We start from the raw sequence: 22,837 nt of genomic DNA on the forward strand, positions 1-22,837 counted from the left end.
ACACACGACTTACGCAAAACGGGTTCAGGCAGACCGTTGTTGCATTCCTGTTTGCGTAAGCCCTGAAACATCTATGCCATCACAAAGTCTGCTCGCGCATGAGCGCAGCGCTTTGATCGCTAAAGTGTATACAGTTCCTGTACTCCATCAAAGGCTTTTCTGCCTTGACTTTCAGGCACATAGCCAGCTCTGTCCGGTTGGCATCTGTGCAAGCCTCTATACACTGGCCCGATTCATCAAGCGAACAGGAGACAACGCATGCAATTGCGCACCACCGCCCTGGCAGCCAGCCTGCTCATCGCCCTGGCCGGCCTGAGCGCCTGCAGCAGCACGGCCACGCTAGAGCCCGCCAGCAACGAACGCGCGGCCATCCGTAACGACGCCACCGCTCAGGCCGCAGCGCCAGCCGTCACCCAGACCGCCGCCGCCCAGGCTGCAGCTGCCGCATATGACTTCGAGCTGGATGTCTTTCACCCCGTCATCGCCAAGAACGGCATGGTGGCCTCGGAGCAGGAGCTGGCCACGCAGATCGGCGTGGATATTCTCAAGGCGGGCGGCAATGCCGTCGATGCCGCCGTGGCCGTGGGTTTTGCCCTGGCCGTGGCCTTGCCCAATGCCGGCAATATCGGCGGCGGCGGCTTCATGATGGTGCACGACGCGCGGAGCGGCAAGGACATTGCGCTGGACTTCCGCGAAGTGGCACCCAAAGGCGCGTCACGCAATATGTATCTGGATGCCGCCGGCAAGGTCATCGACGGCAAATCGCTCTACACCCATTACGCCGTAGGCGTGCCCGGCACCGTGGCGGGCATGACGCACGCGCTCTCGCGCTGGGGCAGCATGCCGCTGGCCAGGGTCATGGCACCGGCGATTGCGCTGGCAGACAAGGGCTATCCCGTCAGCGTCACCCTGGCCAAGACTCTGGATCAGGAAAAAAGGAATATGGGCCGCTGGCCCGCCACCCAGGCCGTTTTCTGGAGGAACGGCGCTCCGCTGCAAAGCGGCGAGAGGCTGGTGCAAAAGGATCTGGCTCAGTCCCTGCGCCTGATCAGCCAGCAGGGCGCCAAGGCCTTCTACGAAGGGGCGATCGCACAGAAGATCGTGACAGAGATGGCGCCGCACGCCAATGCCCTCAGCCTGCAGGACCTGCGCGACTACAAGGTTGCAGAGCGCGAGCCCGTGCGCGGCAGCTATCGCGGCTACCAGATCGTGACCATGCCTCCGCCCTCTTCGGGCGGCGCGCACCTGATTCAGATCCTGAACATGATGGAGCGCTGGCCCATGAATCAATGGGGTGCCGACAGCGCGCAAAGCGTGCACTACATGACCGAGGCCATGAAGCTCGCCTATGCCGACCGCTCCGAGTATCTGGGCGATCCGGACTTCGTGAAGATTCCGCTCAAGGGGCTGATCTCCAAGAGCTATGCCAGCGAGCTGGCCGCCAGCATCAAGCCCCAGCAAGCCAGGCCCGCCAAGGACATCCGGCCCGGCAGGCCCCAGCCTTATGAAAGCGACCAGACCACCCATTACTCCGTGGTGGACAAGGCCGGCAACGCGGTGGCCGTGACCTATACGCTGAACACCAATTTCGGCAGCGGCATCGTCGCCAAGGGCACGGGGATTTTGCTCAACAACGAGATGGACGATTTCTCGGCCAAGCCCGGCGTGGCCAATGCCTATGGTCTGGTGGGCGGCGACGCGAATGCCGTGCAGGCCGGCAAGCGGCCGCTGTCCTCCATGACACCGACCCTGGTACTCAAGGACGGCAAGCCGGTTCTCGTCACCGGCAGTCCGGGCGGAGCGCGCATCATCACCACGGTGCTGCAGCAAGTCGTGAATCACATCGACTTCGGCATGAACCCGGCCGAAGCGGCTGCCACGCCGCGCTTTCATCACCAGTGGACGCCAGACGAGTTGCGCGTTGAAAAAGGCTTCAGCCCCGATACGCTGGCCCTGCTCAGACAATGGGGCCACAAGGTGACACTGAAGGCATCCATGGGCCGCACGCAGACCATCGAGATCCGCGACGGCCTGCTGCGCGGCGCTTCGGACCCGCGCAACCCTGACGGAAAGACCATGGGTTACTGACGCTGAACAAAAAAGCCGCGCTCCCCCGAGCGCGGCTTTCACTTGAGGCGGCTGCTGGCCGTACGCTTGGCCAGTGGCCGCCCTCCCCACCTCTCTTTATTCAGCCTTCTGACCGATTTCGAAGTTGGCCTGGATTTCCAGGGCGCGCACCATGCCCGAGTGATCCCAGGCAGCGCCGCCGTGGGCCACGCAGCTGTTGAACAGCTCTTGAGCCTGAGCGGTGTTGGGCAGGGACACGCCCAGCTGACGAGCGCTGGACAGGGCCAGGTTCAGGTCCTTCTGGTGCAAGGCAATGCGAAAGCCAGGGTCGAAAGTGCGCTTGATCATGCGTTCGGCATGCACTTCCAGGATCTTGGAAGAGGCAAAACCGCCCAGCAGGGCTTCACGCACACGTGCTGGATCGGCACCGGCGCGCGATGCAAACAGCAGGGCTTCGGCCACGGCTTCGATGTTCAGAGCCACGATGATCTGGTTGGCCACCTTGGCGGTCTGGCCGTCGCCGTTGCCGCCCACCAGGGTGATGTTCTTGCCCATCTTGTCGAACAGGGGCTTGACGCGTTCGAAGGCTGCATCGGGGCCGCCGACCATGATGGACAGGGTGCCGTTCTTGGCACCGACTTCACCGCCGGAGACGGGAGCGTCCAGGTACTGGGCGCCAGCGGCTTCGATGCGCTTGGCAAAGTCCTTGGTGGCCACGGGCGAGATGGAGGACATGTCGACCACGATCTTGCCGGAGCTGCCCTTCAGGCCAGCTGCCACGCCGTCTTCACCGAACAGCACCTTCTCCACGTCGGGAGTGTCGGGCACCATGATGAAGATGATGTCGGCGCGCTCGGCCACACCGCGAGCAGTGGTGCACTGGGTGGCGCTGGTTTCGGCGATGTTGGCAGGCACCTTGCCCACGGTGTTGACAAACAGCTGGTGGCCGGCAGCAATCAGATGGCCGCACATGGGCGCGCCCATGATGCCCAGACCGATAAAGCCCAGCTTGAGAGACGATGCGTTCATGGTTGTACTCCTCAGTTTTCTTGATACTCAAATTCGATGGCCAATGGCGCTTTGCGAGCCGGCGCCACAGACCGGGTCATCCATTCATGCAGCCACGGCAACCTTGTTCCAGCCGCCGATCTTCTGCAGCCAGCCCAGGCCGGACTCGGTGCCGTTGGCGGGCTTGTATTCGCAACCGATCCAGCCGTCGTAGCCGATGCGATCCAGGTGTGCGAACAGGAAGGGGTAGTTGATCTCGCCCGTGCCGGGTTCGTTGCGGCCGGGGTTGTCGGCCAGCTGGATGTGACCGATGCGGCCCAGCTGCTTTTGCATGGTGGCTGCCAGCTCGCCTTCCACGCGCTGGGCGTGGTAGATGTCGTACTGCACAAAGGCGTTGGACGCACCCACTTCGTCCAGGATGGACAGGGCATCGTCAGTGCGGTTCAGGTAGAAGCCGGGGATGTCGAAGGGGTTGATCGGCTCGATCAGCAGGCGGATGTTGGCGGCGCTCAGGGCGGCGGCAGCAAAACGCAGGTTTTCCACGAAAGTGCGGCGCACCACGGCAGCGTCAACACCGGCAGGAACCTTGCCGGCCAGGCAGTTGAGCTGGGGCACACCCAGGGCGTGGGCATAGGTCACGGCCTTGGCCACGCCGGCGCGGAACTCGTCCACGCGCTTGGGGTCGCAGGCAATGCCACGTTCGCCCGCGTCCCAGTCGCCGGCGGGCAGGTTGTGCAGAACAATCTTCAGGCCGGTGGCGTCCAGACGCTCCTTGATCTCTTCCACGGTATGAGCGTAGGGAAAGAGAAACTCCACGGCTTCAAAGCCTGCGTTTGCGGCACGCTCAAAACGCTCGAGGAAAGGCACCTCGGTGAACAACATGCTCAGGTTGGCTGCAAAACGGGGCATGATAAAAGTCTCCGGTAATCGTTAATAGTTGCAGGCGCTAGACGCCAAGCAAGGGCCTAAGCCGGCCGCGCCCCCCCAGCGAAGGCGTCGCCCCCTCCCGCGCAGAGAGGGGGAAGCGGCAAAGCCGCTCCGGGGGAGTTTTCCTATCAGTCCAGCAGGGCCAGTGCGCTGGGCGCGTCGGCCTTTTCGGTCGCCAGGTCTTCGAACTCGACCACGTTGTCGATTTCGGCGCCCATGGAGATGTTGGTCACACGCTCCAGGATGCACTCGATCACCACAGGGGTCTTGTGCTCGGCCATCCAGGCTTCGGCCTGCTGCATGGCGGGGGCAAAGTCTTCGGCGCGATGAACGCGGATCGCCTTGCAACCCAGACCTTCAACGACCTTAACATGGTCAACACCGTAGCCGCGGGTCGCATCACCCTCATCCATGTTGATATTGTCGAACGCCAATTGCACGCAATAGTCGATCGAGAAAGCGCGCTGTGCCTGACGGATCAGACCCAGATAGCTGTTGTTCACCAGCACGTGAACATAGGGCAGCTTGAACTGCGCGCCCACGGCCAGCTCTTCGATCATGAACTGGAAGTCGTAGTCGCCGGACAGGGCCACGATCTTGCGCTGGGGGTCGGCCACGCGCACGCCCAGGGCGGCGGGAGTGGTCCAGCCCAGAGGACCGGCCTGGCCGCAGTTGATCCAGTTGCGGGGCTTGTACACGTGCAGGAACTGGGCGCCGGCGATCTGCGACAGACCGATGGTGGACACATAGGTGGTGTCGCGGTCCAGGGTGCGGTTCATGCACTGGTAGACGCGCTGGGGCTTCATCGGCACGTTGTCGAAATTGGTCTTGCGCAGGTACTCGACGCTGTTCTTGCGACCCTGGCACTCAGCCACCCAGGCCTTGCGGCACTTGAGCTTGCCGGCAGCCTTCCACTCCTTGGCAACGGCAACGAATTGCTCCAGAGCAGCCTTGGCGTCGGAGACGATGCCGTAGTCGGGGGCGAACACGCGGCCGATCTGCGTGGGCTCGATGTCCACGTGGATGAACTTGCGGCCCTTGGTGTAGACCTCGACCGAGCCGGTGTGGCGATTGGCCCAGCGGTTACCGATGCCGAACACGAAGTCCGAAGCCAGCATGTTGGCGTTGCCGTAGCGGTGGCTGGTCTGCAGACCGCACATGCCGACCATCAGGGGGTGATCGTCGGGGATGGTGCCCCAGCCCATCAGGGTGGGGATCACGGGCACGTTCAGGATCTCGGCCAGCTCGACCATCAGCTCGGAAGCATCGGCGTTGATCACACCGCCACCGGAAACCAGCAGGGGACGCTCGGACTCGTTGAGCATCTCGATGGCCTTCTCGGCCTGCTTGCGCGAAGCGGCTGGCTTGTAGGCAGGCAGGGGCTCGTAGGTGTCGATGTCGAATTCGATCTCGGCCAGTTGCACGTCGATGGGCAGATCGATCAGCACGGGGCCGGGACGGCCGGAGCGCATCAGGTGGAAAGCCTGCTGGAAGGCACGTGGCACCTGGGCGGGTTCCAGCACGGTGGTGGCCCACTTGGTCACGGGCTTGGCGATGGAGGCGATGTCCACGGCCTGGAAGTCTTCCTTGTGCAGACGCGAGCGAGGTGCCTGACCGGTGATGCACAAGATTGGAATGGAGTCGGCGCTGGCCGAGTACAGACCGGTGATCATGTCGGTGCCGGCGGGGCCGCTGGTGCCGATACACACGCCGATATTGCCGGCCACCGCACGGGTGTAGCCTTCGGCCATGTGGCTCGCGCCTTCCACGTGACGGGCCAGAATGTGACCGATGCCGCCGTGGTTCTTCATTGCAGCGTACAGCGGGTTGATGGCCGCGCCGGGCACACCAAACGTCACGGTTACACCTTCTTTTTCGAGCACCAGGACTGCGGCGTCGATTGCTTTCATTTTGGCCATGAGGGTCTCCTAAAAACTTGGTTGAACTTTAGTCAAGACCTTTGCTTGCTGGAAGGCGCTCTCAGACCATAAAATTTATTCCACCCAAGAATAAATAGGAGACAAATCCATGGACAGACTCGACGCGATGCACATGTTTGTGCGCGTGGTGGAGACCGGCAGTTTCACCAAGGTGGCGCAGGAATTCGCCACCACCCAGCCCACCGTCACCAAGCAGGTCGCGGCCATGGAGGCGCGCCTCAAGGTGCGCCTGCTCAACCGCAACACGCGCGGCGTGAGCCTGACCGAGGCCGGCGCGCTGTACTACGAAAAATGCAAGATCATCGTCAGCGACGTGGCCGAGGCGGAGAACGTGGTCAAGGTGCGCCAGACCCAGGTCCAGGGTCAGCTGCGCATCGGCAGCTCGGTGGCGTTCGGGCGCCGTGTACTCATTCCGCTGGCCATGGATTTCATGAAGCACAACCCGCAGGTGCAGGTCGATCTGAGCTTCGAGGACCGCTACACCGATCTGGTGGCCAACGGCATCGACGTGGCACTGCGCCTGGGCAAGCTGGCCGACTCCTCGCTGGGCGCGCGCATGCTGGGCGTCAACCCCTGGGTGCTGGTGGCCTCCAACACCTATCTGCGCAAGCACGGCACGCCGCGCCGCCCCTCGGACCTCAAGGAGCATTCCACGCTGATCTACAGCAGCGTGCAGGGCAACGATATCTGGCGCCTGCGCAATGCCAGCGGCGAGCCGGTGTCGATTCCCGTCACCGGGCGGCTGCGCTCCAACAATCTCTCGGCCCTGCTGGCCGCTGCCCGCTCGCACATGGGCATTGCGGCCCTGCCGCGCTATGTGGCCCAGGACTCGCTCAAGGACGGCCGCGTGGTGGAAGTGCTCAAGACCTGCCGCCTGCCCGAGCAGGAGATCCACGCCGTCTACCCCTCACCGCGCCTGGTGCCGCAGAAGGTGCAGTCCTTCATCGCCTTTTTGCAGGGCAAGTTCGACGATGCCTGGTGGGAGGATCTGCCAAGAGGGGGCTAGCTCCCCCTGAGGCGCTTCGCGCCTAGGCGGCCCCGCCTTCCCCTTTCTGTACGCGCTGCGCGCTAACGGAGGGGACTGCTCCTTCGCCGCGAGGCGGCTCTTGCTCGGAGCACTGGGATAGGTAGCGCCAGTTTTACACTGCAGCTATATAAAAATAGCAGCTACTGCTTGATGAACGGTGGCTGCAGATATTTTTCTATTTGAAACCGCTGAATAGCCTGCGCAAGCAGCTATTCAATTTGATGGTTTCAAAGAATCAGAATGGCGCGGAAGTCGTTGACATTGGTGTGCGTGGGGCCGGTGATCACCAGATCGCCCAGTGCCGAGAAATAGCCATAGGCATCGTTGCGATCCAGGTGATCGCTGATGCGCAGGTTCAGCTCTGCCGCGCGCTTGAGCGTGCAGGGCGAGACACGGGCTCCCGCGTTGTCCTCGACACCGTCGATGCCGTCGGTGTCCGCCGCCAGCGCCCAGACCTTTTCCTGACCCTGCAGGGCCTGGGCCAGACCCAGGCAGAACTCGCCGGCACGCCCGCCGCGCCCCTTGGCCGCACCGGGCTGACGCGGGCGGATGGTCACCGTGGTTTCGCCCCCCGAGAGAATCACGCAGGGCCTGGCAAAAGGCTGGCCATGCCTGGCCACGGCACGCGCCAGCGCCGCATGGACCTTGCCCACCTCGCGCGATTCGCCCTCCATCTCGTCGGACAGCACATGCACGGCAATGCCTGCCGCGCGGGCTGCGGCGGCCGCCGCTTCCAGCGACTGCAGGGGCGTGGCGATCAGATGCACCTCATGGCCTTCAAAGCGGGCGTCGCCGGGCTTGGGCGTCTCCAGCTCGCCGGCTTTCAGCGCAGCGCGCACGGACTCGGGAATGCCGATCTGGTAGCGGTCCAGGATGGCCAGTGCGTCGGCACAGGTCGACGCGTCCGGCACCGTGGGCCCGCTGGCGATCACCGAAGGATCGTCTCCGGGCACATCGCTGATGGTCAGCGTCACCACCTTGGCGGGATGGCAGGCAGTGGCCAGACGGCCGCCCTTGATGCGCGAGAGGTGCTTGCGCACGCAGTTCATCTCGCCAATCGCCGCGCCGCTCTCCAGCAGCGCCTTGTTGATGCGCTGCTTCTCGGCCAGGTCGATGCCTTCGGCGGGCAGCGTCAGCAGGGAGGAGCCGCCGCCGGAGATCAGGCAGATCACCAGATCGTCGGCCGTCAGGCCCTCGGTCAGCGCCAGAATGCGCTCGGCCGCAGCCAGACCGGCCGCGTCCGGCACGGGGTGGGCGGCTTCCACCACCTCCAGGCGCTGAGCCAGCCCTTCGGGGCGTGGGGGAATATGTGCATAGCGCGTCACCACCAGGCCCGACAGTGGCGCATCCTGCGGCCACAGAGCTTCCAGCGCCTGCGCCATGGAGCCGCCGGCCTTGCCGGCGCCCAGGACCAGCGTGCGGCCCTTGGGCGGCTTGGGCAGATGACGCGCCAGACCCTCGATGGGCAGGGCATTGCGCACTGCCACGTCATACAGATGACGCAGAAAGCCAGCCGGGTCTTGCTGGGGAACAGGCGTTGCCGCGGCCTGCGCGCGCGAGGATGTATTCTGTGCTTGCATAGCTGCGCATTGTGCATTCGGGCTTTTTTCCCTTACAGAGGCCCCCCAGTCACAACACTGCTGATCTTTGCAATACCAATGTTGCAAGCCCTTGCTCCCATTGGGTTTGCGCGCTTGCGCACAGCTTTCTGCGCCTGAACATCGATACAAACACCATGTTTGGTGAACAGAAACTGTATACAAAACTTGTCTTCAACCGCTATGATGGATTTATGGAAACTTCCACCACCAGTTTCATTGTCGAAAGCCTGACCAAGGCCATCGTCGAGCATCGCCTGATGCCCGGCACCAAGCTCGCCGAGCAAAAGCTGGCCGACCACTTTGGAGTTTCCCGCACCCTGGTGCGCCAGGCCTTGTTTCAGCTTTCACAAAACCGTCTCATCCGGCTCGAGCCCGCCCGCGGCGCCTTTGTGGCCACGCCTTCGGTGGACGAGGCGCGCCAGGTGTTTGCCGTGCGCCGCATGCTCGAAGCCGAGATGGTGCGCAGCTTTGTCAAGCAAAGCAGTGCCGCCAAGATTCGCGCCCTCAAGCAGCATGTGGCTGCCGAGAAGAAGGCCATGGAAGCCAATGACGTGGGCCAGCGCACCGAACTGCTGGGCGACTTCCACGTGCGCATGGCCGAGCTCATGGGCAACGAGGTGCTGGCTCAGCTGCTGGGCGAGCTGATTTCCCGCTGCGCATTGATCACCCTGATGTACCAGTCTGCATCGGCGGCCGAGCATTCGCACGAAGAACATGCCGACATCGTGACCGCACTGGCTGCGGGCGATGCCGAACATGCGGTGCAGCTGATGCAGCTGCACCTGGACCACGTGGAAGCAGGCCTGACCTTCGACCGCGATTTGCCAACGAACGATTTGTCGATGGCACTTTCATCCGTATCCCTATGACTTACGATTCCACCGCCTCCTACCCACGCGACCTGATTGGCTACGGCCGCAACACGCCCCATCCCGAATGGCCCGGCAAAGCCCGCGTGGCCGTTCAGTTCGTGCTGAACTACGAAGAAGGCGGTGAGAACCATATCCTGCATGGCGACCCCGGCAGCGAGCAGTTTCTGTCGGAGATGTTCAATCCCGCCAGCTACCCGGCCCGTCACATGAGCATGGACGGCATCTATGAATACGGCTCGCGAGCAGGCGTCTGGCGCATTCTGAAAGAGTTCGAGAAGCGCGGCCTGCCGCTGACCGTGTTCGGCGTGGGCACGGCGCTGCAAAAGCATCGCGAGCTGGCCCAGGCCTTTGAGGAACTCGGCCACGAAGTGGCCTGCCACGGCCTGAAGTGGATTCACTACCAGAACGTGCCCGAAGAGATCGAGCGCGCCCACATGCTGCAATGCGTGGACATTTTTGAAGAGCTGTACGGCGCGGGCGGCGACCACGGCCTGGGCTGGTACACCGGCCGCGACAGCCCCAACAGCCACCGCATCGTGGCCGATGCCGGTCGCTTTACCTACGACAGCGATTACTACGGCGACGACCTGCCTTTCTGGATGAAGGTCGCCAAGAGCGACGGCACGACGCACAACCAGCTCATCGTTCCCTACACGCTGGACGTGAACGATATGCGCTTTGCCCTGCCCCAGGGCTACTCGCATGCCGATCCGTTCTTCCAGTACATGAAGGACACATTCGATGTCCTGTACGCCGAGGGCAATGCCAGCGGCGACAACGCCCCCAAGATGATGAGCATAGGCATGCACTGCCGACTGCTGGGCCGTCCCGGCCGGATTACAGCGCTGCAGCGCTTCCTCGACCACATCCAGAAGCACGACAACGTGTGGGTGTGCCGCCGTATTGATTTGGCTCGTCACTGGGCCGAGCGTTTCCCTTGCAAGGATTGATTGCGACATGGCTTTGACCCTGGAACAACTGAATGCCGCCGATGCGGCCACCGCCACCGACCTGCTCGATGGCCTGTACGAGCACTCGCCCTGGATTGCCGCCAAGGCACTGGAGCAGCGACCCTTCAAGTCCATGGCGCATATCAAGCACGCCATGGCCAAGGTGCTGGCCGAGTCCAGCGAACAGGCCCAGCTCGATCTGATCCGCGCTCACCCGGAGCTGGCCGGCAAGCAGATGGAGACCAACACGCTCACCGCCGAATCGACGAATGAGCAGAAGAAGGCAGGCCTGACCAACTGCACGCCCGAAGAGCTGGAGCACATCCGCAAGCTCAATGCCGAATACGGCAAACGCTTCGGTTTCCCCTTCATCCTGGCCGTGCGCGGCGCGCGCGGTCTGGGTCTGAGCAAGGCCGAGATCATTGCGACCTTCGAGCGCCGCATGTTCAACCACCCTGCCTACGAACAGGCCGAGGCACTGCGCAACATCCACCGCATCGCCGAGATCCGCCTGAACGACAAGTTCGGCTACGAGCCCGTCGAAGGCAACGAAGTCTGGGACTGGCAGGAACGCCTGTCCACCAACAGCGACCCCGGCTACGCCGAAAAAGGCCAGCTGACGGTGACCTATCTGACCGACGCCCACCGCGCCTGCGCCCAGCGCATCAGCCACTGGATGCGCGAGATCGGCTTCGACGAGGTCGAGATCGACGCCGTGGGCAATGTGGTGGGCCGCTACAAGGCCGCCACCGAAGGCGCCAAGACCCTGCTGACCGGCAGCCACTACGACACCGTGCGCAACGGCGGCAAGTACGACGGCCGCCTGGGCATCTTTGTGCCCATGGCCTGCGTCAAGCAACTGGCCGAGCAAGGCAAGCGTCTGCCCTTCAACATCGAAGTGGTGGGTTTCTCGGAAGAGGAAGGTCAACGCTACAAGGCCACCTTCCTGGGCTCGGGCGCCCTGGTGGGCGACTTCAAGCAGGAATGGCTGGAGCAAAAGGACGCCGACGGCATCACGCTGCGCGAAGCCATGCTGCATGCCGGCCTGTGCATCGACGACATCCCCAAGCTGGAACGTGACCCCGCCAAGTACCTGGGCTTTGTGGAAGTTCACATCGAGCAGGGCCCCGTGCTCAACGAGCTGGACATTCCCCTGGGCATCGTCACCTCCATCAACGGCAGTGCCCGCTATGTCTGCGAATTCATCGGCATGGCCAGCCACGCAGGCACCACGCCCATGGACCGCCGCCGCGACGCCGCCGCCGGCGTGGCCGAGCTGTCGCTGTACATCGAAAAGCGCGCCGGCCAGGATGGCGACAGCGTGGCCACCATCGGCCAGCTGAACGTGCCTTCAGGCTCGGTCAACGTGGTGCCCGGCCGCTGCCAGTTCTCGCTGGACCTGCGCGCGCCCACCAACGAGCAGCGCGACGCAATGATCAACGACATCATGGCCGAGATGGCTGCGATCGCCGAACGCCGCGGCCTTCGCTACACCACCGATCTGTCCATGAAGGCAGCGGCTGCGCCCAGCGCTCCCGAATGGCAGAAACGCTGGGAAAACGCTGTCGACGCACTGGGCGTGCCCCTGTTCCGCATGCCCAGCGGCGCCGGTCACGACGCCATGAAGCTGCACGAAATCATGCCTCAGGCCATGTTGTTCGTGCGCGGCATGAACGCCGGCATCAGCCACAACCCGCTGGAAGCCTCCACCTCCGACGACATGCAACTGTCCGTGGATGCCTTCACCCACCTCCTCCACCAACTGGCTCAAGAACAGCAATGACCAATATGAATCAAGACAAGCAAGCCACCTACGCCGCCATCGATGCATGGATTGACGAGCACTTCGACGAAGAAGTGAAGTTTCTGCAGGCCATGGTGCAAGTGCCCACGGACACGCCTCCCGGCAACAACGCACCCCACGCCGAACGCACTGCCGAGCTGATCAAGGGCTTCGGCTTCGACGCCGAGAAGCACGTCGTGCCCGAAGCCGACGTCAAGGCCTATGGCATGGAGTCCATCACCAACCTGATCGTGCGCCGCCCCTACGGTGACGGTGGCCGCACCATCGCCCTGAACGCCCACGGCGACGTGGTGCCTCCGGGCGAAGGCTGGACCAAGGATCCCTACGGCGCCGAGATCGAAGACGGCAAGCTCTATGGCCGCGCCGCTGCCGTGAGCAAGAGCGACTTCGCCTCCTTCACCTTCGCCGTGCGTGCTCTGGAAGCCGTGGCCAAGCCCTCCAAGGGCGCGGTGGAGCTGCACTACACCTACGACGAAGAGTTCGGCGGCATCATGGGCCCCGGCTGGCTGCTGGAAAAGGGCCTGACCAAGCCCGACCTGATGATCGCAGCAGGCTTCAGCTACGAAGTCGTTACTGCTCACAACGGCTGCCTGCAGATGGAAATCACCGTGCAGGGCAAGATGGCGCACGCCGCCGTGCCCCACACCGGCGTGGACGCGCTGCAAGCCACGGCCGTGCTGCTGACTGCTCTGTACGGCGAAAACGTCAAGTACAAGCAAGTCACTTCGCAAGTGCCCGGCATCAAGCACCCCTACCTGAACGTCGGCCGCATCGACGGCGGCACCAACACCAACGTGGTGCCCGGCAAGGTCATGCTCAAGATCGACCGCCGCATGATTCCTGAAGAGAATCCCGTGGAAGTCGAAGCCAGCATCCGTGCTGTGATCGCCAAGGCCATCGAAGACTTCAATACCCAGGGCGGCTACACCGGCGAAGACGCCGTGCGCGTGGACATCAAGCGCCTGCTGCTGGCCAACGCCATGACCCCCCTGGACGGCAACAAGCCCCTGGTGGACGCCATCCAGAAGCATGGCGAAGCCATCTTCGGCGAAGTGCCTCCTGCAGTGGGCACGCCTCTGTACACCGACGTGCGCCTGTACGTCGAGCGCGGCATCCCCGGCGTGATCTACGGCGCCGGCCCCCGCACCGTGCTGGAATCGCATGCCAAGCGCTCCGACGAGCGCCTGGTGCTGGAAGACCTGCGCCGTGCCACCAAGGTGGTGGCCCGCTCGCTGGTGGACCTGACTGCCTGAGCACCAAACACCGTTTGAACGCCTAGCCTTCTTCTGTCTGGATGGAGGTTTTTCAAGGAGCCGGGATTCGTCCGGGCTCTTTTTTTATGTGCGCGACACCAGCAGGCCGGCGGGCATTTGCTCGGCATGGCTCAGGTCCACATGGCTGGCCAGAAAATCCAGCACCGCCCGCGTCCTTACTGGCAACTGGCCGGGCTTGCCCACATACACGGCATGGATGGGCTGCAGATCCCCGGGATTGAATTCCTCCAGCAACACCTGCAGCCTGCCCGCATGCAAATCGTCCCAGGCGTGATAGAGCGACAGCCGCGCCAGGCCCGCCCCGGCCTTGGCCAGATTGGCCATGGCTTCGCCATCGTTGACGCGCAGCACCTCCCCCATGCTCACCGTCACCGCCTTGCCCGCCACCACAAACGGCCAGTGCGGTATGGCTCGCGGGTAGTTCCAGCCGATGCGCACATGGCCTGCCAGCTCATCGGGATGCGCCGGTCTGCCAAAGCGCTGCAGATAGTCCGGCGAGGCCACGATCACCTGGCGCGTGTGCCCCAGCTTGCGCGCCACCATGTCCGAAGACGGCAGCTCTCCCCAGCGCAAGGCGATATCGGCGCGAGCCGCTATCAGGTCCACGACATGATCGGTAAAGCTGAGGTCCAGCTGCAGGCCCGGCCAGGTCCGCATCAGCGGACCGACCAGAGGCACCAGCAGGCGGTTGCCCGTGGACGAGCTGGCATTGATGCGCACCACGCCGGTGGGCTGGCCCTGCCGGGTGACCGAGGATTCCAGCGCCAGCCAGTCCACCAGCAACTGCCGGCCCTGCTCCAGCAACTGCTCTCCCTCGGCCGTCAGCTCCAGCCGCCGGGTGCTGCGGCGCAGCAGTTGCACGCCCAGCCGGGTTTCGAGCCTGGCCACGATCTTGCTGACCGCCGAGGGCGAGACCTCGCGCAGACGCGCCGCTGCCGAGAAGCTGCCCTGCTGGGCCACCTGCACAAAGGTCTGCAGCTCCACAAAGCGGTCCGCGCTGTGCTCCTGCAGCGAAGGCATAGCCATGGAATTCTTCATGAATCACATCATAAAGATGCCATTTATTCCCCACAGGAACAAATGCATGTCCGCATCAAGGGCTAGCGCACCTTCTGCCACAGGTTCACAGTTCAGCCCTTCGCGGAATTTTCACAAGGACGTTTTCATGCCTGCAGCATTGCTTGCTCTGGCCGCCGGTGCCTTCGGCATCGGAACCACGGAATTCATCATCATGGGCCTGCTGACCCAGGTCAGCCAGGATCTTCATATCTCCATCCCCACGGCGGGCACGCTGATCTCGGGCTATGCCGTGGGCGTCGCCGTGGGCGCTCCCGTTCTCACTCTGGCCTCGCGCCGCTGGCCGCGCAAGCTGCTGCTGCTGAGCCTGATGCTGCTGTTCATCGCCGGCAATGCCGCCGCCGCCCTGGCGCCCAGCTATGGCTGGCTGCTGGCAGCACGCGTGCTGACCTCGCTGACCCACGGCACCTTCTTCGGCGTGGGCGCAGTCGTCGCCACGCAACTGGTGGCGCCCGAGAAGAAAGCCTCGGCCATCGCGCTGATGTTTTCCGGCCTGACCCTGGCCACGCTGCTGGGCGTTCCCTTCGGCACCTGGATCGGCCAGCACTGGGGTTGGCGCATGGCATTTGCCAGCGTCAGCGGCATAGGCGTGGTCGCACTGCTGATCCTGCTGCGCCATGTGCCACGCGCACTCAGCATGCCCAGCCCTCAGGGCCTGACCCAGGAGCTGACCGTTCTGCGCAATGGCGCCATGTGGCGTGGTCTGCTGTTGACGGTGATCGGCTTTGCCGGCGTCTTCACCCTCTATACCTATATAGAGCCGCTGCTGACCCAGATCACGGGAATGGACAACCGCATGATCGCCTTCACCCTTCTGCTGTTCGGGGCGGGCCTGGCCCTGGGCAACCATGCGGGCGGCAAGCTGGCCGACCGCTTTGGCGTACAGCGCGCACTATGGGTATCGCTGGCCGCCCTGATGCTGGTGCTGATCGCGGGCCGCTGGATGTTTGCCAGCACGCCCCTGGCCATTGCCTTTGTGCTGCTGCTGGGCATTGCCGCCTTTGCCACCGTGGCGCCGCTGCAGATGGGCGTGCTGCAATCTGCAGGCGAGGCCGGTATGAATCTGGCGTCCAGCCTCAATATCGCGGCCTTCAATCTGGGCAATGCCCTGGGTGCCTGGCTAGGCGGAGCGGTGATCGCGCAGGGCATGAGCCTGACTTGGCTGGCCTGGGCTGCCGCCATGCCTGCAGCAGCAGCGCTGCTCATGGCCAGCTTCGCGCCACGTCAGAGCAGTCCAGATCAGACTTCGGCCATGGCGGCGGGAATGCACTGAAACTCAGGCGCGGCACCAAGGCGGCACAAGGCGGCAGCCTGCCTGCAGCAACGCAAACGAACTCCACTCCAAGGCGACCTCAAGGTCGCCTTTTTTGCTTGTGCAGCAACTCGGCATGGTTTTTGCAGCAGCTTAGGCCCCATGGCAAGGCATGAACTCTTTGCAGGCCCCATGCACGCTTTTGCACAGCGGTGCACCAATTCTGGGCTTGACGCCTTTTTTTTCACCTTCTTCAACGCTAATGCATGCAAGCTGCCTCAAGGTGGCAACGCACTTTCTTTCACTAGATGTTTCAAGACCCGAAACCTACGCACGCATAACCGGAGCCAGATCCCTTGCAATTGCATATCGCGCAATTTTTGCTATTAAAAACAAAGCATCAATCGCTTGATATCAAATGATTTCAATATGTTTCATTCTGAAAATTAGAAAAACAAAGAGTCAGAAGCTACACATTTAATAGCAATCAGTAATTACCTTAGATGGTTATGCGTGAAAAACATAACTATTGATACCCCATCCAGAAACTGAATTTTGAGCAGGGTTTACCGCTAGATGCTGTGCGTTATGAGCTGTATACACTTTTTGTATGGATTGCATGCCATTCGCGAATCGCATGCCAACCTGAAGCCAATATAGAGTGAGGAGACATGTTTTTATGACATCCCAAGTGCATCCCGTGGATGAGGTTCTGCCATTTGGCAAGCTCACCGCCTTAGGTCTGCAGCACGTTCTGGTCATGTATGCCGGCGCCGTCGCCGTGCCGCTGATCGTTGGCCGTGCCCTGAACCTCCCCCCTGAGCAGGTCGCGCACCTGATCTCCGCCGACCTGTTCGTCTGCGGCCTGGTCACCCTGATCCAGGCCATGGGTGCGACCCAGTGGTTCGGCATCAAACTGCCTGTGATGATGGGCGTGACCTTTGCCAGCGTGGCCCCCATGGTGTCCATGGCACAGAGCACCGGCGGCAATGCCGGCGCAGGCCTGATCTTTGGCTCGGTGATAGGCGCGGGGGTGATCTCCATCCTCATTGCGCCGCTCATCAGCCGCATGCTGCGCTTCTTCCCACCGGTCGTGACCGGCACCATCATCGCAGTCATCGGCATCAGCCTGATGCGTGTGGGCATCAACTGGATCTTCGGCAACCCCGTGGGCCCGACCGCCCCCTCCGTGCCCAACCCCGAGCACCTGAAGTGGCTGGCCGAGGCCCAGGCCATGGCCGGCGCTCCCGGCTCCTCGCTGCCCGCCATCCCCAAGGGCTTCTCGGTGCTGCCCACCATGCCCAACCCCAAGTACGCCGATCTGCAAGGCGCTGCGGTCTCCGGCATCGTGCTGCTGTCCATCCTGCTGATCGCACGCTTTGCCAAGGGCTTCCTGGCCAATATCTCGGTGCTGATGGGCATCTTGATCGGCGGCGTGATCTCCGTGGCCATGGGCCTGATGAACTTCGAGAAGGTCGCCAAGGCCGAGTGGTTCACGCTGGTACTGCCCTTCCAGATCGCCATGCCCGTCTTCGACCCCATCCTGATCCTGACCATGAGTCTGGTGATGGTGGTCGTGATGATCGAATCCACAGGCATGTTCCTGGCCCTGGGCGACATGGCCAAGCGCGACATCACACAGGACGAACTGACCCGCGGTCTGCGCACCGACGGTCTGGGCACCCTGATCGGCGGCATCTTCAACACCTTCCCCTACACCAGCTTCTCCCAGAACGTGGGTCTGGTGGCCGTGACCGGCGTGCTCAGCCGCTGGGTCTGCGTGGCCGGTGGCGTGATCCTGATCGTTCTGGGCGTGCTGCCCAAGATGGGCGCGCTGATCGAATCCCTGCCCACCGTGGTTCTGGGCGGCGCGGGTCTGGTGATGTTCGGCATGGTGGCCTCCACCGGCATCCGCATCCTGGCCAACGTGGATTTCCGCAACAACAAGAACAACGCCATGATCGTGGCAGTGTCCATCGGCGTGGGAATGATTCCTCTGGTTGCCCCTAATTTCCGTCAGTGGATGCCCCATTCCATCCATCCGCTGATTGAATCCGGTATCCTGCTGTCCTCGATTACCGCCGTGGCATTGAATCTTTTCTTTAACGGAGCCGCCAAAGACAACAGCGCTGCCATCAACGCAGCACGTGAGGCTGACGCTCACTAAACGCCAGCCCGAAGCAAACGCTGGCTTACCGGCCGGCCCAAGCCCCCTGCCGCCCCACAGTGCGCCAGGGGGTTTGTTGTCGATATAGTTGAAGCAAAACAGACCTGACTCAAAATGCTTCTTGCCATCCGGTAAGCTCCGAGAAGCAACTTGCTGATAAATATTTCGTATGACACAAAACCTGTCCTCCGCCGAACAAGCCCTGCGCGATGCGGCCCGCGAATACCACCGCAGCCCCGTCAAAGGCAAGATTTCCGTCACTCCTACCAAGCCCCTGTCCAACCAGCGTGACCTGTCCCTGGCCTATTCGCCGGGCGTGGCCTATCCCTGCCTGGACATCGAGGCAGACCCCTCGACCGCAGCCGAGTACACCTCGCGCGGCAACCTGGTCGGCGTGATCACCAACGGTACCGCCGTGCTGGGTCTGGGCGATATCGGCCCGCTGGCTTCCAAGCCCGTGATGGAAGGCAAGGGTTGCCTGTTCAAGAAGTTTGCCGGCGTGGACGTGTTCGACATCGAACTGGCCGAGCGCGATCCCGACAAGCTCATCGACATCATTGCCTCGATGGAACCCACCCTGGGCGGCATCAACCTGGAAGACATCAAGGCTCCCGAGTGCTTCTACATCGAGCAGGAGCTGTCCAAGCGCATGAACATTCCGGTGTTCCATGACGACCAGCACGGCACGGCCATCATCTCCAGCGCCGCTTTGCTCAATGGCCTGGAACTGGTTGGCAAGGACATCGGCTCCGTCAAGGTGGCCGTCTCCGGCGCCGGCGCGGCAGCCATTGCCTGCGTCGACGTGATGGTGGGCCTGGGCATCAAGCGCTCCAATGTCTACATGGTGGACTCCAAGGGCGTGATCTACGAAGGCCGCCCCGGTGGTCTGGACGCCTCCAAGCAGCGCTACGCGCAGAACACCGAAGCCCGCACCCTGGCCGACGTGGTCGACGGCGCCGACGTGTTCCTGGGCTGCTCGGCTCCCGGCGTGCTGACTGCCGACATGGTCAAGACCATGGCCGACAAGCCAATCATCCTGGCCCTGGCCAATCCCGAGCCCGAAATTCGCCCCGAACTGGCCAAGGCCATCCGCCCGGACTGCATCGTGGCCACCGGCCGCTCCGACTATCCCAACCAGGTCAACAACGTCCTGTGCTTCCCCTACATCTTCCGTGGCGCGCTGGACTGCGGCGCCACCAAGATCACCGAAGCCATGAAGCTGGCCTGCGTGCGTGAAATCGCCGCTCTGGCCAAGCAGGACGTCAGCGACGAAGTCGCCGCCGCCTACCAGGGCAAGGAGCTGACCTTCGGCCCCGACTACCTGATCCCCACGCCCTTCGATACGCGCCTGATCCTGCGCATCGCTCCCGCCGTGGCCCAGGCTGCCGCCGAATCCGGTGTCGCCACCCGCCCCATCGAAGACATCGCCGCCTACCGCGAGAGCCTGACGCGCTTTGTCTACCAGACCAGCATGTTCATGCGCCCCGTGTTTGCAGCCGCCAAGGCCAATCTGCAGCGCGTGGCCTATGCCGAAGGTGAAGACGAGCGCGTGCTGCGTGCCGTGCAGGTTGCCGTGGACGACGGCCTGGCCAAGCCCATCCTGATCGGTCGCCCCGCCGTCATCGAAGCCCGCATTGCCAAGGCCGGCCTGCGCATGCAACTGGGCAAGGACGTGGAAATCTGCAACCCCGAAGATGATCCCCGCTTCCGCCAGTACTGGGAAACCTATCACAAGCTGATGGGCCGCAACGGCGTCACCCCCGAAGCCGCCAAGGCTGCGGTGCGCCGCTCCAACACCCTGATCGCTGCCCTGATGGTGCACCTGGGTGATGCCGACGCCATGCTGTGTGGCCTGGTGGGCCGTTTCGACAGCCACCTGGCCCATCTGGAAGACGTGCTGGGCCTGAAGAAGGGCACCAACGAGTTCGCAACGGTGAACGCCGTCATGCTGGAATCCGGCACGCTGTTCGTGGCCGACACCTACATCAACGACGCTCCCAGCGCCGAAGAACTGGCCGAGATCGCCAAGATGGCTGCCGACGAAGTGGCCCGCTTCGGCCTGCCACCCAAGGTGGCCTTCCTCTCGCACAGCAACTACGGTTCGTCCACACGCGGCTCGGCCCGCAAGATGCGCGCTGCACGCGACCTGTTCGCTGCCGCCAACCCCGGCATCGAATGCGATGGCGAAATGCATGGCGATGCGGCCCTGGACGCCAACGTGCGCAGCCACTCACTGCTCGAGTCCTCGCTGACCGGCGCAGCCAACGTGCTGATCTGCCCCAACCTCGACGCCGCGAACATTCTGTTCAACGTGCTCAAGACCACGGGCGGCCATGGCACCACCATCGGCCCCATCCTGATGGGCTGCTCGGCTTCCGCCCACGTGCTGACCCCCTCCTCCACCGTGCGCCGTGTGGTCAACATGACCGCTCTGGCAGCAGCTCAGGCCATCGCACTGCGCAGCTGATCCTGCGCAATCTCTCGGGCATCCCGCCCGAGGCAGCAACAGAACGCCCTTAGGGGCGTTTTGTTTTGCCCCATGCCGAGCCTTGAGCTTTGAACCCTGCGCTCATTCACGACTGCCTGTAACGCGCGCAGCAAACGCTCATGTCAGGCGCCATGATGAAAAGTGAACGCCAGTCGAGATACAGCAAGCGCCATGTGCTATGGTTTTCATAGACAAAGCAAAATGCGCGCAATGCCGAACGGCGCACAATCCTTGTGTAGAATCCTGCCATCCGGAGGTTTGGGTGAGTGGTTTAAACCAGCAGTCTTGAAAACTGCCGAAGGAGTGATCCTTCCGTGAGTTCGAATCTCACAGCCTCCGCCAGTTGATCAATAAAATCAACTACTTGCATATTGGTTCGATGGCACGCCCACAAACCTGCCCACATTAAAAAAGAGCCCTGACATCGCTAGGTGTCGGGGCTTTTTTGCATCTCAGCCAACCCCCGCAAGAGATCCGCGCGTGATCGCAAGCGCTCGCTTGCAATTGGGGTAAATGAAATACTGTATAAATGCACAGTATGTGGTGCACCATCTATCAACTGTACGAAGACGGACAGCGGCTGCCGCCTGAAATCGCGCAGGCGAACGGCGCGTATGGATGGCTGTATATGCATTCAAAGCTGCCCGGCACCGGCATGCCCAAGAACCAAGCGCACCTACTTCCAGAACCCGGCGCCCCTCCAGGTATTAACGATGTCATCGAGGCGCTGAACTGCTGCAATCTCGTGGCCATCGACAAGGGCAGCATGAGACTGAATGGCAGTCGTACGTATACGCAGAGTTTTATCAGGCAAGCATGGATATGCATCCCAGGGGAGAAAAATGATGCGACGTGAAGATGCGCGCAGCGCCATCATTGACCATTGGTACAGCTGGAGCGACCTGATGGCCGAATCGGACTACATGGCCATGGGTGTAGCCATGCATCTGTTTTATGAGTTTCTGCAGTCCAAGCACCCCCAGTGCCTGGACTTTCACAGTGCGGACGTGTACGAAGAAATGAAAGCCTGGATCTACGAGGACTGCGAGCCCTGATGCAACCACCGGCCAGCGCATAAGCAAAAAAGCCTCCCCAATGCCGAAGCACCGGGGAGGATTTTCATTTCAACTGCTCGAGCAATGTTCGGTCGGCTGCAATCTGGCCGCGCAATAGGATCACCTGGGCGTTTCGCTTTTGGACCAGGCTGCCAAGGTCTCCAACCAGGCCTGCGCCCTCTGCAGCAATGGCTGCGAGTCGCTGGTGCTGATCTGCGAGACCTCGGCAGGCAGCGGCGTCACTCGCAAGCTGGGCGTTGCGGGTTGCAGCGCTCCTGATGTCGTGCTGCAGGCCTGTAATGCGGGCAGCATCAGCAGCGCGGCCAGCCGCCAGGCGGGCCATTTCTTGCGTGTAGTCATGGGTGTTTCCCTGTTGGGCGGCACCGTGCTTCACCACGGCTTCCGCTTTCTTTTCTGTAGCAGCTTGCGATTGCTGGGCTTGAGCCACATCCGCTTTTGCATGTGAAGTCTCGACCTTGGCCAGCCGCTGGGTCTGCACAGCCAGCAGCAGGGCAAGGGCCAGAGCCAGCCACGGCCAGATACGGGATGCGCCGGTCATCCCAGGCCCGCCTCACACAGTTGCCGCTCTGCCGCGCGGCGCTTGACCAGGCCGGGCAGTTCTTTGCCGCTGGCATAGATCCAGCGGCTCAGCTCGGCGCAAGCGCCGCCGAAGTCGCCCGCATTGGCCTTGCGCACCAGGGTACTGCGGCAGAAGGCGTCATCCCCCACATTGAAGGCGAAGCTTAGGAATGCCGCACGCTGCCCGTCCGTCAGCGGCGCACGCACGCAGCTCAGCGCGTCGGCATGCTTGGCCAAGTCCTTGTAGAGCATTTCCTCGCACTGCTGGCGGGTGTAGGTCTGACCCATCTTGAGCTCGGGGCCGGTGTGACCCGTGCAGGCCGTGATGATGCCCACCGGGTCGCGGTAGCTGCGCAGCACTGTGCCCTCGTATTTCTCCACAAGCGGCACAGCCAGGACTACGGCAGCGCCGCCGATAGTGGCAATGAGTTTTTCTTTCCAGTTCATCGAGTACCTCCCGCCTTTACGGCCGTCCAGAAGCCAACACACGCCCCACCCAGCATGACGATGTACGCCAGCGGCTTGGATGCCTTGCCCACCCAGTTCAGCACCTTGAATGCGCCCTTCATGGCGGTAAAAAACTCCAGCAGATCCGCCAGTTGCTGATCGCGCTCCTGCAACTGCTGCGTGACTGCCTTCAAATCGCGCTCGATGGCGGCCATGCGCTCACTCCCCTTGTCAAAACGTTCATTGATCTGCTGGCGCGTCACCGCCGGCAATTCGTCGCCGTAGTCGTCCATAGCCCTCCC

Annotated in this window: 19 protein-coding genes and 1 tRNA gene; 12 read left to right on the top strand and 8 right to left on the bottom strand. The window is 62.6% G+C overall.

Annotated elements, in window-relative coordinates; translation table 11 throughout:
* Window positions 1-258 precede the first annotated feature (258 nt).
* A complete protein-coding gene (gene ggt / locus CSE6_RS16145) occupies window positions 259-2,088 on the top strand; it encodes a gamma-glutamyltransferase (protein ID WP_059440976.1) in 1,830 nt (609 codons plus the stop codon).
* Window positions 2,089-2,184: 96 nt separating this feature from the next.
* Here the strand turns inward: ggt and glxR are convergent, their stop codons facing one another.
* From glxR to gcl, 3 genes are all read right to left on the bottom strand, one after another.
* Window positions 2,185-3,096 carry a 2-hydroxy-3-oxopropionate reductase gene (gene glxR / locus CSE6_RS16150; protein ID WP_003063991.1) on the bottom strand — a complete coding sequence of 304 codons (912 nt, stop codon included), beginning with the start codon at window positions 3,094-3,096 and terminating at the stop codon, window positions 2,185-2,187.
* An 84-nt stretch (window positions 3,097-3,180) separates the two neighbouring features.
* Window positions 3,181-3,984 (bottom strand): hydroxypyruvate isomerase, encoded by an 804-nt coding sequence (gene hyi, locus CSE6_RS16155; RefSeq protein ID WP_059440977.1) that lies wholly within the window; start codon window positions 3,982-3,984, stop codon window positions 3,181-3,183.
* 146 nt (window positions 3,985-4,130) lie between these two features.
* Window positions 4,131-5,921: a glyoxylate carboligase gene (gcl, locus tag CSE6_RS16160; RefSeq protein ID WP_003063995.1), complete on the bottom strand. Its 1,791-nt coding sequence runs from the start codon at window positions 5,919-5,921 to the stop codon at window positions 4,131-4,133.
* A gap of 109 nt (window positions 5,922-6,030) precedes the next feature.
* Between gcl and CSE6_RS16165 the strand changes: the two genes are divergently transcribed.
* Entirely contained in the window at window positions 6,031-6,948 is a 918-nt protein-coding gene (locus CSE6_RS16165; RefSeq protein WP_003052436.1) for a LysR family transcriptional regulator, read from the top strand.
* Between the two features lie 248 nt (window positions 6,949-7,196).
* On the opposite strand, the gene CSE6_RS16170 is transcribed toward CSE6_RS16165, so the two are convergent.
* On the bottom strand, window positions 7,197-8,549 hold the full coding sequence (locus CSE6_RS16170; RefSeq protein WP_059440978.1) for a glycerate kinase: 1,353 nt from the start codon (window positions 8,547-8,549) through the stop codon (window positions 7,197-7,199).
* A gap of 212 nt (window positions 8,550-8,761) precedes the next feature.
* Between CSE6_RS16170 and CSE6_RS16175 the strand changes: the two genes are divergently transcribed.
* From CSE6_RS16175 to CSE6_RS16190, 4 genes are read left to right on the top strand one after another with little or no spacing between them, the layout of a single operon-like run.
* Window positions 8,762-9,439, top strand: a complete 678-nt coding sequence (locus CSE6_RS16175) for a GntR family transcriptional regulator (protein ID WP_019043607.1) — start codon at window positions 8,762-8,764, stop codon at window positions 9,437-9,439.
* Window positions 9,436-10,392: an allantoinase PuuE gene (gene puuE, locus CSE6_RS16180; protein ID WP_059440979.1), complete on the top strand. Its 957-nt coding sequence runs from the start codon at window positions 9,436-9,438 to the stop codon at window positions 10,390-10,392. Before CSE6_RS16175 ends, puuE begins: the two co-directional genes overlap by 4 nt.
* Window positions 10,393-10,399: 7 nt before the next feature.
* On the top strand, window positions 10,400-12,175 hold the full coding sequence (uraD, locus tag CSE6_RS16185; protein ID WP_034359668.1) for a 2-oxo-4-hydroxy-4-carboxy-5-ureidoimidazoline decarboxylase: 1,776 nt from the start codon (window positions 10,400-10,402) through the stop codon (window positions 12,173-12,175).
* Complete coding sequence (locus tag CSE6_RS16190) at window positions 12,172-13,449, top strand: M20/M25/M40 family metallo-hydrolase (protein ID WP_003063718.1); 1,278 nt, start codon at window positions 12,172-12,174, stop codon at window positions 13,447-13,449. The genes uraD and CSE6_RS16190 overlap by 4 nt, the downstream gene beginning before the upstream one ends.
* A gap of 84 nt (window positions 13,450-13,533) precedes the next feature.
* On the opposite strand, the gene CSE6_RS16195 is transcribed toward CSE6_RS16190, so the two are convergent.
* Entirely contained in the window at window positions 13,534-14,508 is a 975-nt protein-coding gene (locus tag CSE6_RS16195) for a LysR family transcriptional regulator (protein ID WP_059440980.1), read from the bottom strand.
* A 127-nt stretch (window positions 14,509-14,635) separates the two neighbouring features.
* Between CSE6_RS16195 and CSE6_RS16200 the strand changes: the two genes are divergently transcribed.
* The 6 genes from CSE6_RS16200 to CSE6_RS16225 all read left to right on the top strand — a co-directional run bounded on the left by CSE6_RS16200 (window position 14,636) and on the right by CSE6_RS16225 (window position 21,509).
* Window positions 14,636-15,820, top strand: coding sequence for an MFS transporter (locus CSE6_RS16200; protein ID WP_045840331.1), 1,185 nt, complete (start codon window positions 14,636-14,638; stop codon window positions 15,818-15,820).
* Between the two features lie 658 nt (window positions 15,821-16,478).
* A complete protein-coding gene (locus tag CSE6_RS16205) occupies window positions 16,479-17,966 on the top strand; it encodes a nucleobase:cation symporter-2 family protein (RefSeq protein ID WP_003063711.1) in 1,488 nt (495 codons plus the stop codon).
* A gap of 169 nt (window positions 17,967-18,135) precedes the next feature.
* Window positions 18,136-20,433 (top strand): NADP-dependent malic enzyme, encoded by a 2,298-nt coding sequence (locus CSE6_RS16210; protein WP_034359675.1) that lies wholly within the window; start codon window positions 18,136-18,138, stop codon window positions 20,431-20,433.
* A gap of 273 nt (window positions 20,434-20,706) precedes the next feature.
* Window positions 20,707-20,796, top strand: a tRNA-Ser gene (locus CSE6_RS16215).
* 196 nt (window positions 20,797-20,992) lie between these two features.
* A complete protein-coding gene (locus CSE6_RS16220; protein ID WP_083994750.1) occupies window positions 20,993-21,310 on the top strand; it encodes a hypothetical protein in 318 nt (105 codons plus the stop codon).
* Window positions 21,297-21,509, top strand: a complete 213-nt coding sequence (locus tag CSE6_RS16225; protein WP_059440982.1) for a hypothetical protein — start codon at window positions 21,297-21,299, stop codon at window positions 21,507-21,509. Before CSE6_RS16220 ends, CSE6_RS16225 begins: the two co-directional genes overlap by 14 nt.
* Window positions 21,510-21,573: 64 nt before the next feature.
* On the opposite strand, the gene CSE6_RS16230 is transcribed toward CSE6_RS16225, so the two are convergent.
* The 3 genes from CSE6_RS16230 to CSE6_RS16240 are packed head-to-tail and all read right to left on the bottom strand — an operon-like array spanning window position 21,574 to window position 22,828.
* Window positions 21,574-22,068: a hypothetical protein gene (locus CSE6_RS16230; protein ID WP_059440983.1), complete on the bottom strand. Its 495-nt coding sequence runs from the start codon at window positions 22,066-22,068 to the stop codon at window positions 21,574-21,576.
* Entirely contained in the window at window positions 22,065-22,535 is a 471-nt protein-coding gene (locus tag CSE6_RS16235) for a lysozyme (RefSeq protein WP_059440984.1), read from the bottom strand. The genes CSE6_RS16230 and CSE6_RS16235 overlap by 4 nt, the downstream gene beginning before the upstream one ends.
* Window positions 22,532-22,828 (bottom strand): hypothetical protein, encoded by a 297-nt coding sequence (locus CSE6_RS16240; protein ID WP_059440985.1) that lies wholly within the window; start codon window positions 22,826-22,828, stop codon window positions 22,532-22,534. The genes CSE6_RS16235 and CSE6_RS16240 overlap by 4 nt, the downstream gene beginning before the upstream one ends.
* Window positions 22,829-22,837 lie beyond the last annotated feature (9 nt).

It is taken from the genome of Comamonas sp. E6, assembly GCF_001010305.1.
Lineage (GTDB): Bacteria > Pseudomonadota > Gammaproteobacteria > Burkholderiales > Burkholderiaceae_C > Comamonas > Comamonas thiooxydans.

Coding starts and splice junctions, on each gene's coding strand:
- CSE6_RS16240 (WP_059440985.1), bottom strand. CDS start 22,828: ATGGACGACTACGGCGACGAATTGCCGGCGGTGACGCGCCAGCAGATC.
- CSE6_RS16170 (WP_059440978.1), bottom strand. CDS start 8,549: ATGCAAGCACAGAATACATCCTCGCGCGCGCAGGCCGCGGCAACGCCT.
- CSE6_RS16220 (WP_083994750.1), top strand. CDS start 20,993: ATGTGGTGCACCATCTATCAACTGTACGAAGACGGACAGCGGCTGCCG.
- CSE6_RS16225 (WP_059440982.1), top strand. CDS start 21,297: ATGATGCGACGTGAAGATGCGCGCAGCGCCATCATTGACCATTGGTAC.
- CSE6_RS16190 (WP_003063718.1), top strand. CDS start 12,172: ATGACCAATATGAATCAAGACAAGCAAGCCACCTACGCCGCCATCGAT.
- CSE6_RS16210 (WP_034359675.1), top strand. CDS start 18,136: ATGACACAAAACCTGTCCTCCGCCGAACAAGCCCTGCGCGATGCGGCC.
- ggt (WP_059440976.1), top strand. CDS start 259: ATGCAATTGCGCACCACCGCCCTGGCAGCCAGCCTGCTCATCGCCCTG.
- glxR (WP_003063991.1), bottom strand. CDS start 3,096: ATGAACGCATCGTCTCTCAAGCTGGGCTTTATCGGTCTGGGCATCATG.
- CSE6_RS16205 (WP_003063711.1), top strand. CDS start 16,479: ATGACATCCCAAGTGCATCCCGTGGATGAGGTTCTGCCATTTGGCAAG.
- CSE6_RS16235 (WP_059440984.1), bottom strand. CDS start 22,535: ATGAACTGGAAAGAAAAACTCATTGCCACTATCGGCGGCGCTGCCGTA.
- puuE (WP_059440979.1), top strand. CDS start 9,436: ATGACTTACGATTCCACCGCCTCCTACCCACGCGACCTGATTGGCTAC.
- gcl (WP_003063995.1), bottom strand. CDS start 5,921: ATGGCCAAAATGAAAGCAATCGACGCCGCAGTCCTGGTGCTCGAAAAA.
- hyi (WP_059440977.1), bottom strand. CDS start 3,984: ATGCCCCGTTTTGCAGCCAACCTGAGCATGTTGTTCACCGAGGTGCCT.
- CSE6_RS16165 (WP_003052436.1), top strand. CDS start 6,031: ATGGACAGACTCGACGCGATGCACATGTTTGTGCGCGTGGTGGAGACC.
- CSE6_RS16175 (WP_019043607.1), top strand. CDS start 8,762: ATGGAAACTTCCACCACCAGTTTCATTGTCGAAAGCCTGACCAAGGCC.
- uraD (WP_034359668.1), top strand. CDS start 10,400: ATGGCTTTGACCCTGGAACAACTGAATGCCGCCGATGCGGCCACCGCC.
- CSE6_RS16195 (WP_059440980.1), bottom strand. CDS start 14,508: ATGAAGAATTCCATGGCTATGCCTTCGCTGCAGGAGCACAGCGCGGAC.
- CSE6_RS16200 (WP_045840331.1), top strand. CDS start 14,636: ATGCCTGCAGCATTGCTTGCTCTGGCCGCCGGTGCCTTCGGCATCGGA.
- CSE6_RS16230 (WP_059440983.1), bottom strand. CDS start 22,068: ATGACCGGCGCATCCCGTATCTGGCCGTGGCTGGCTCTGGCCCTTGCC.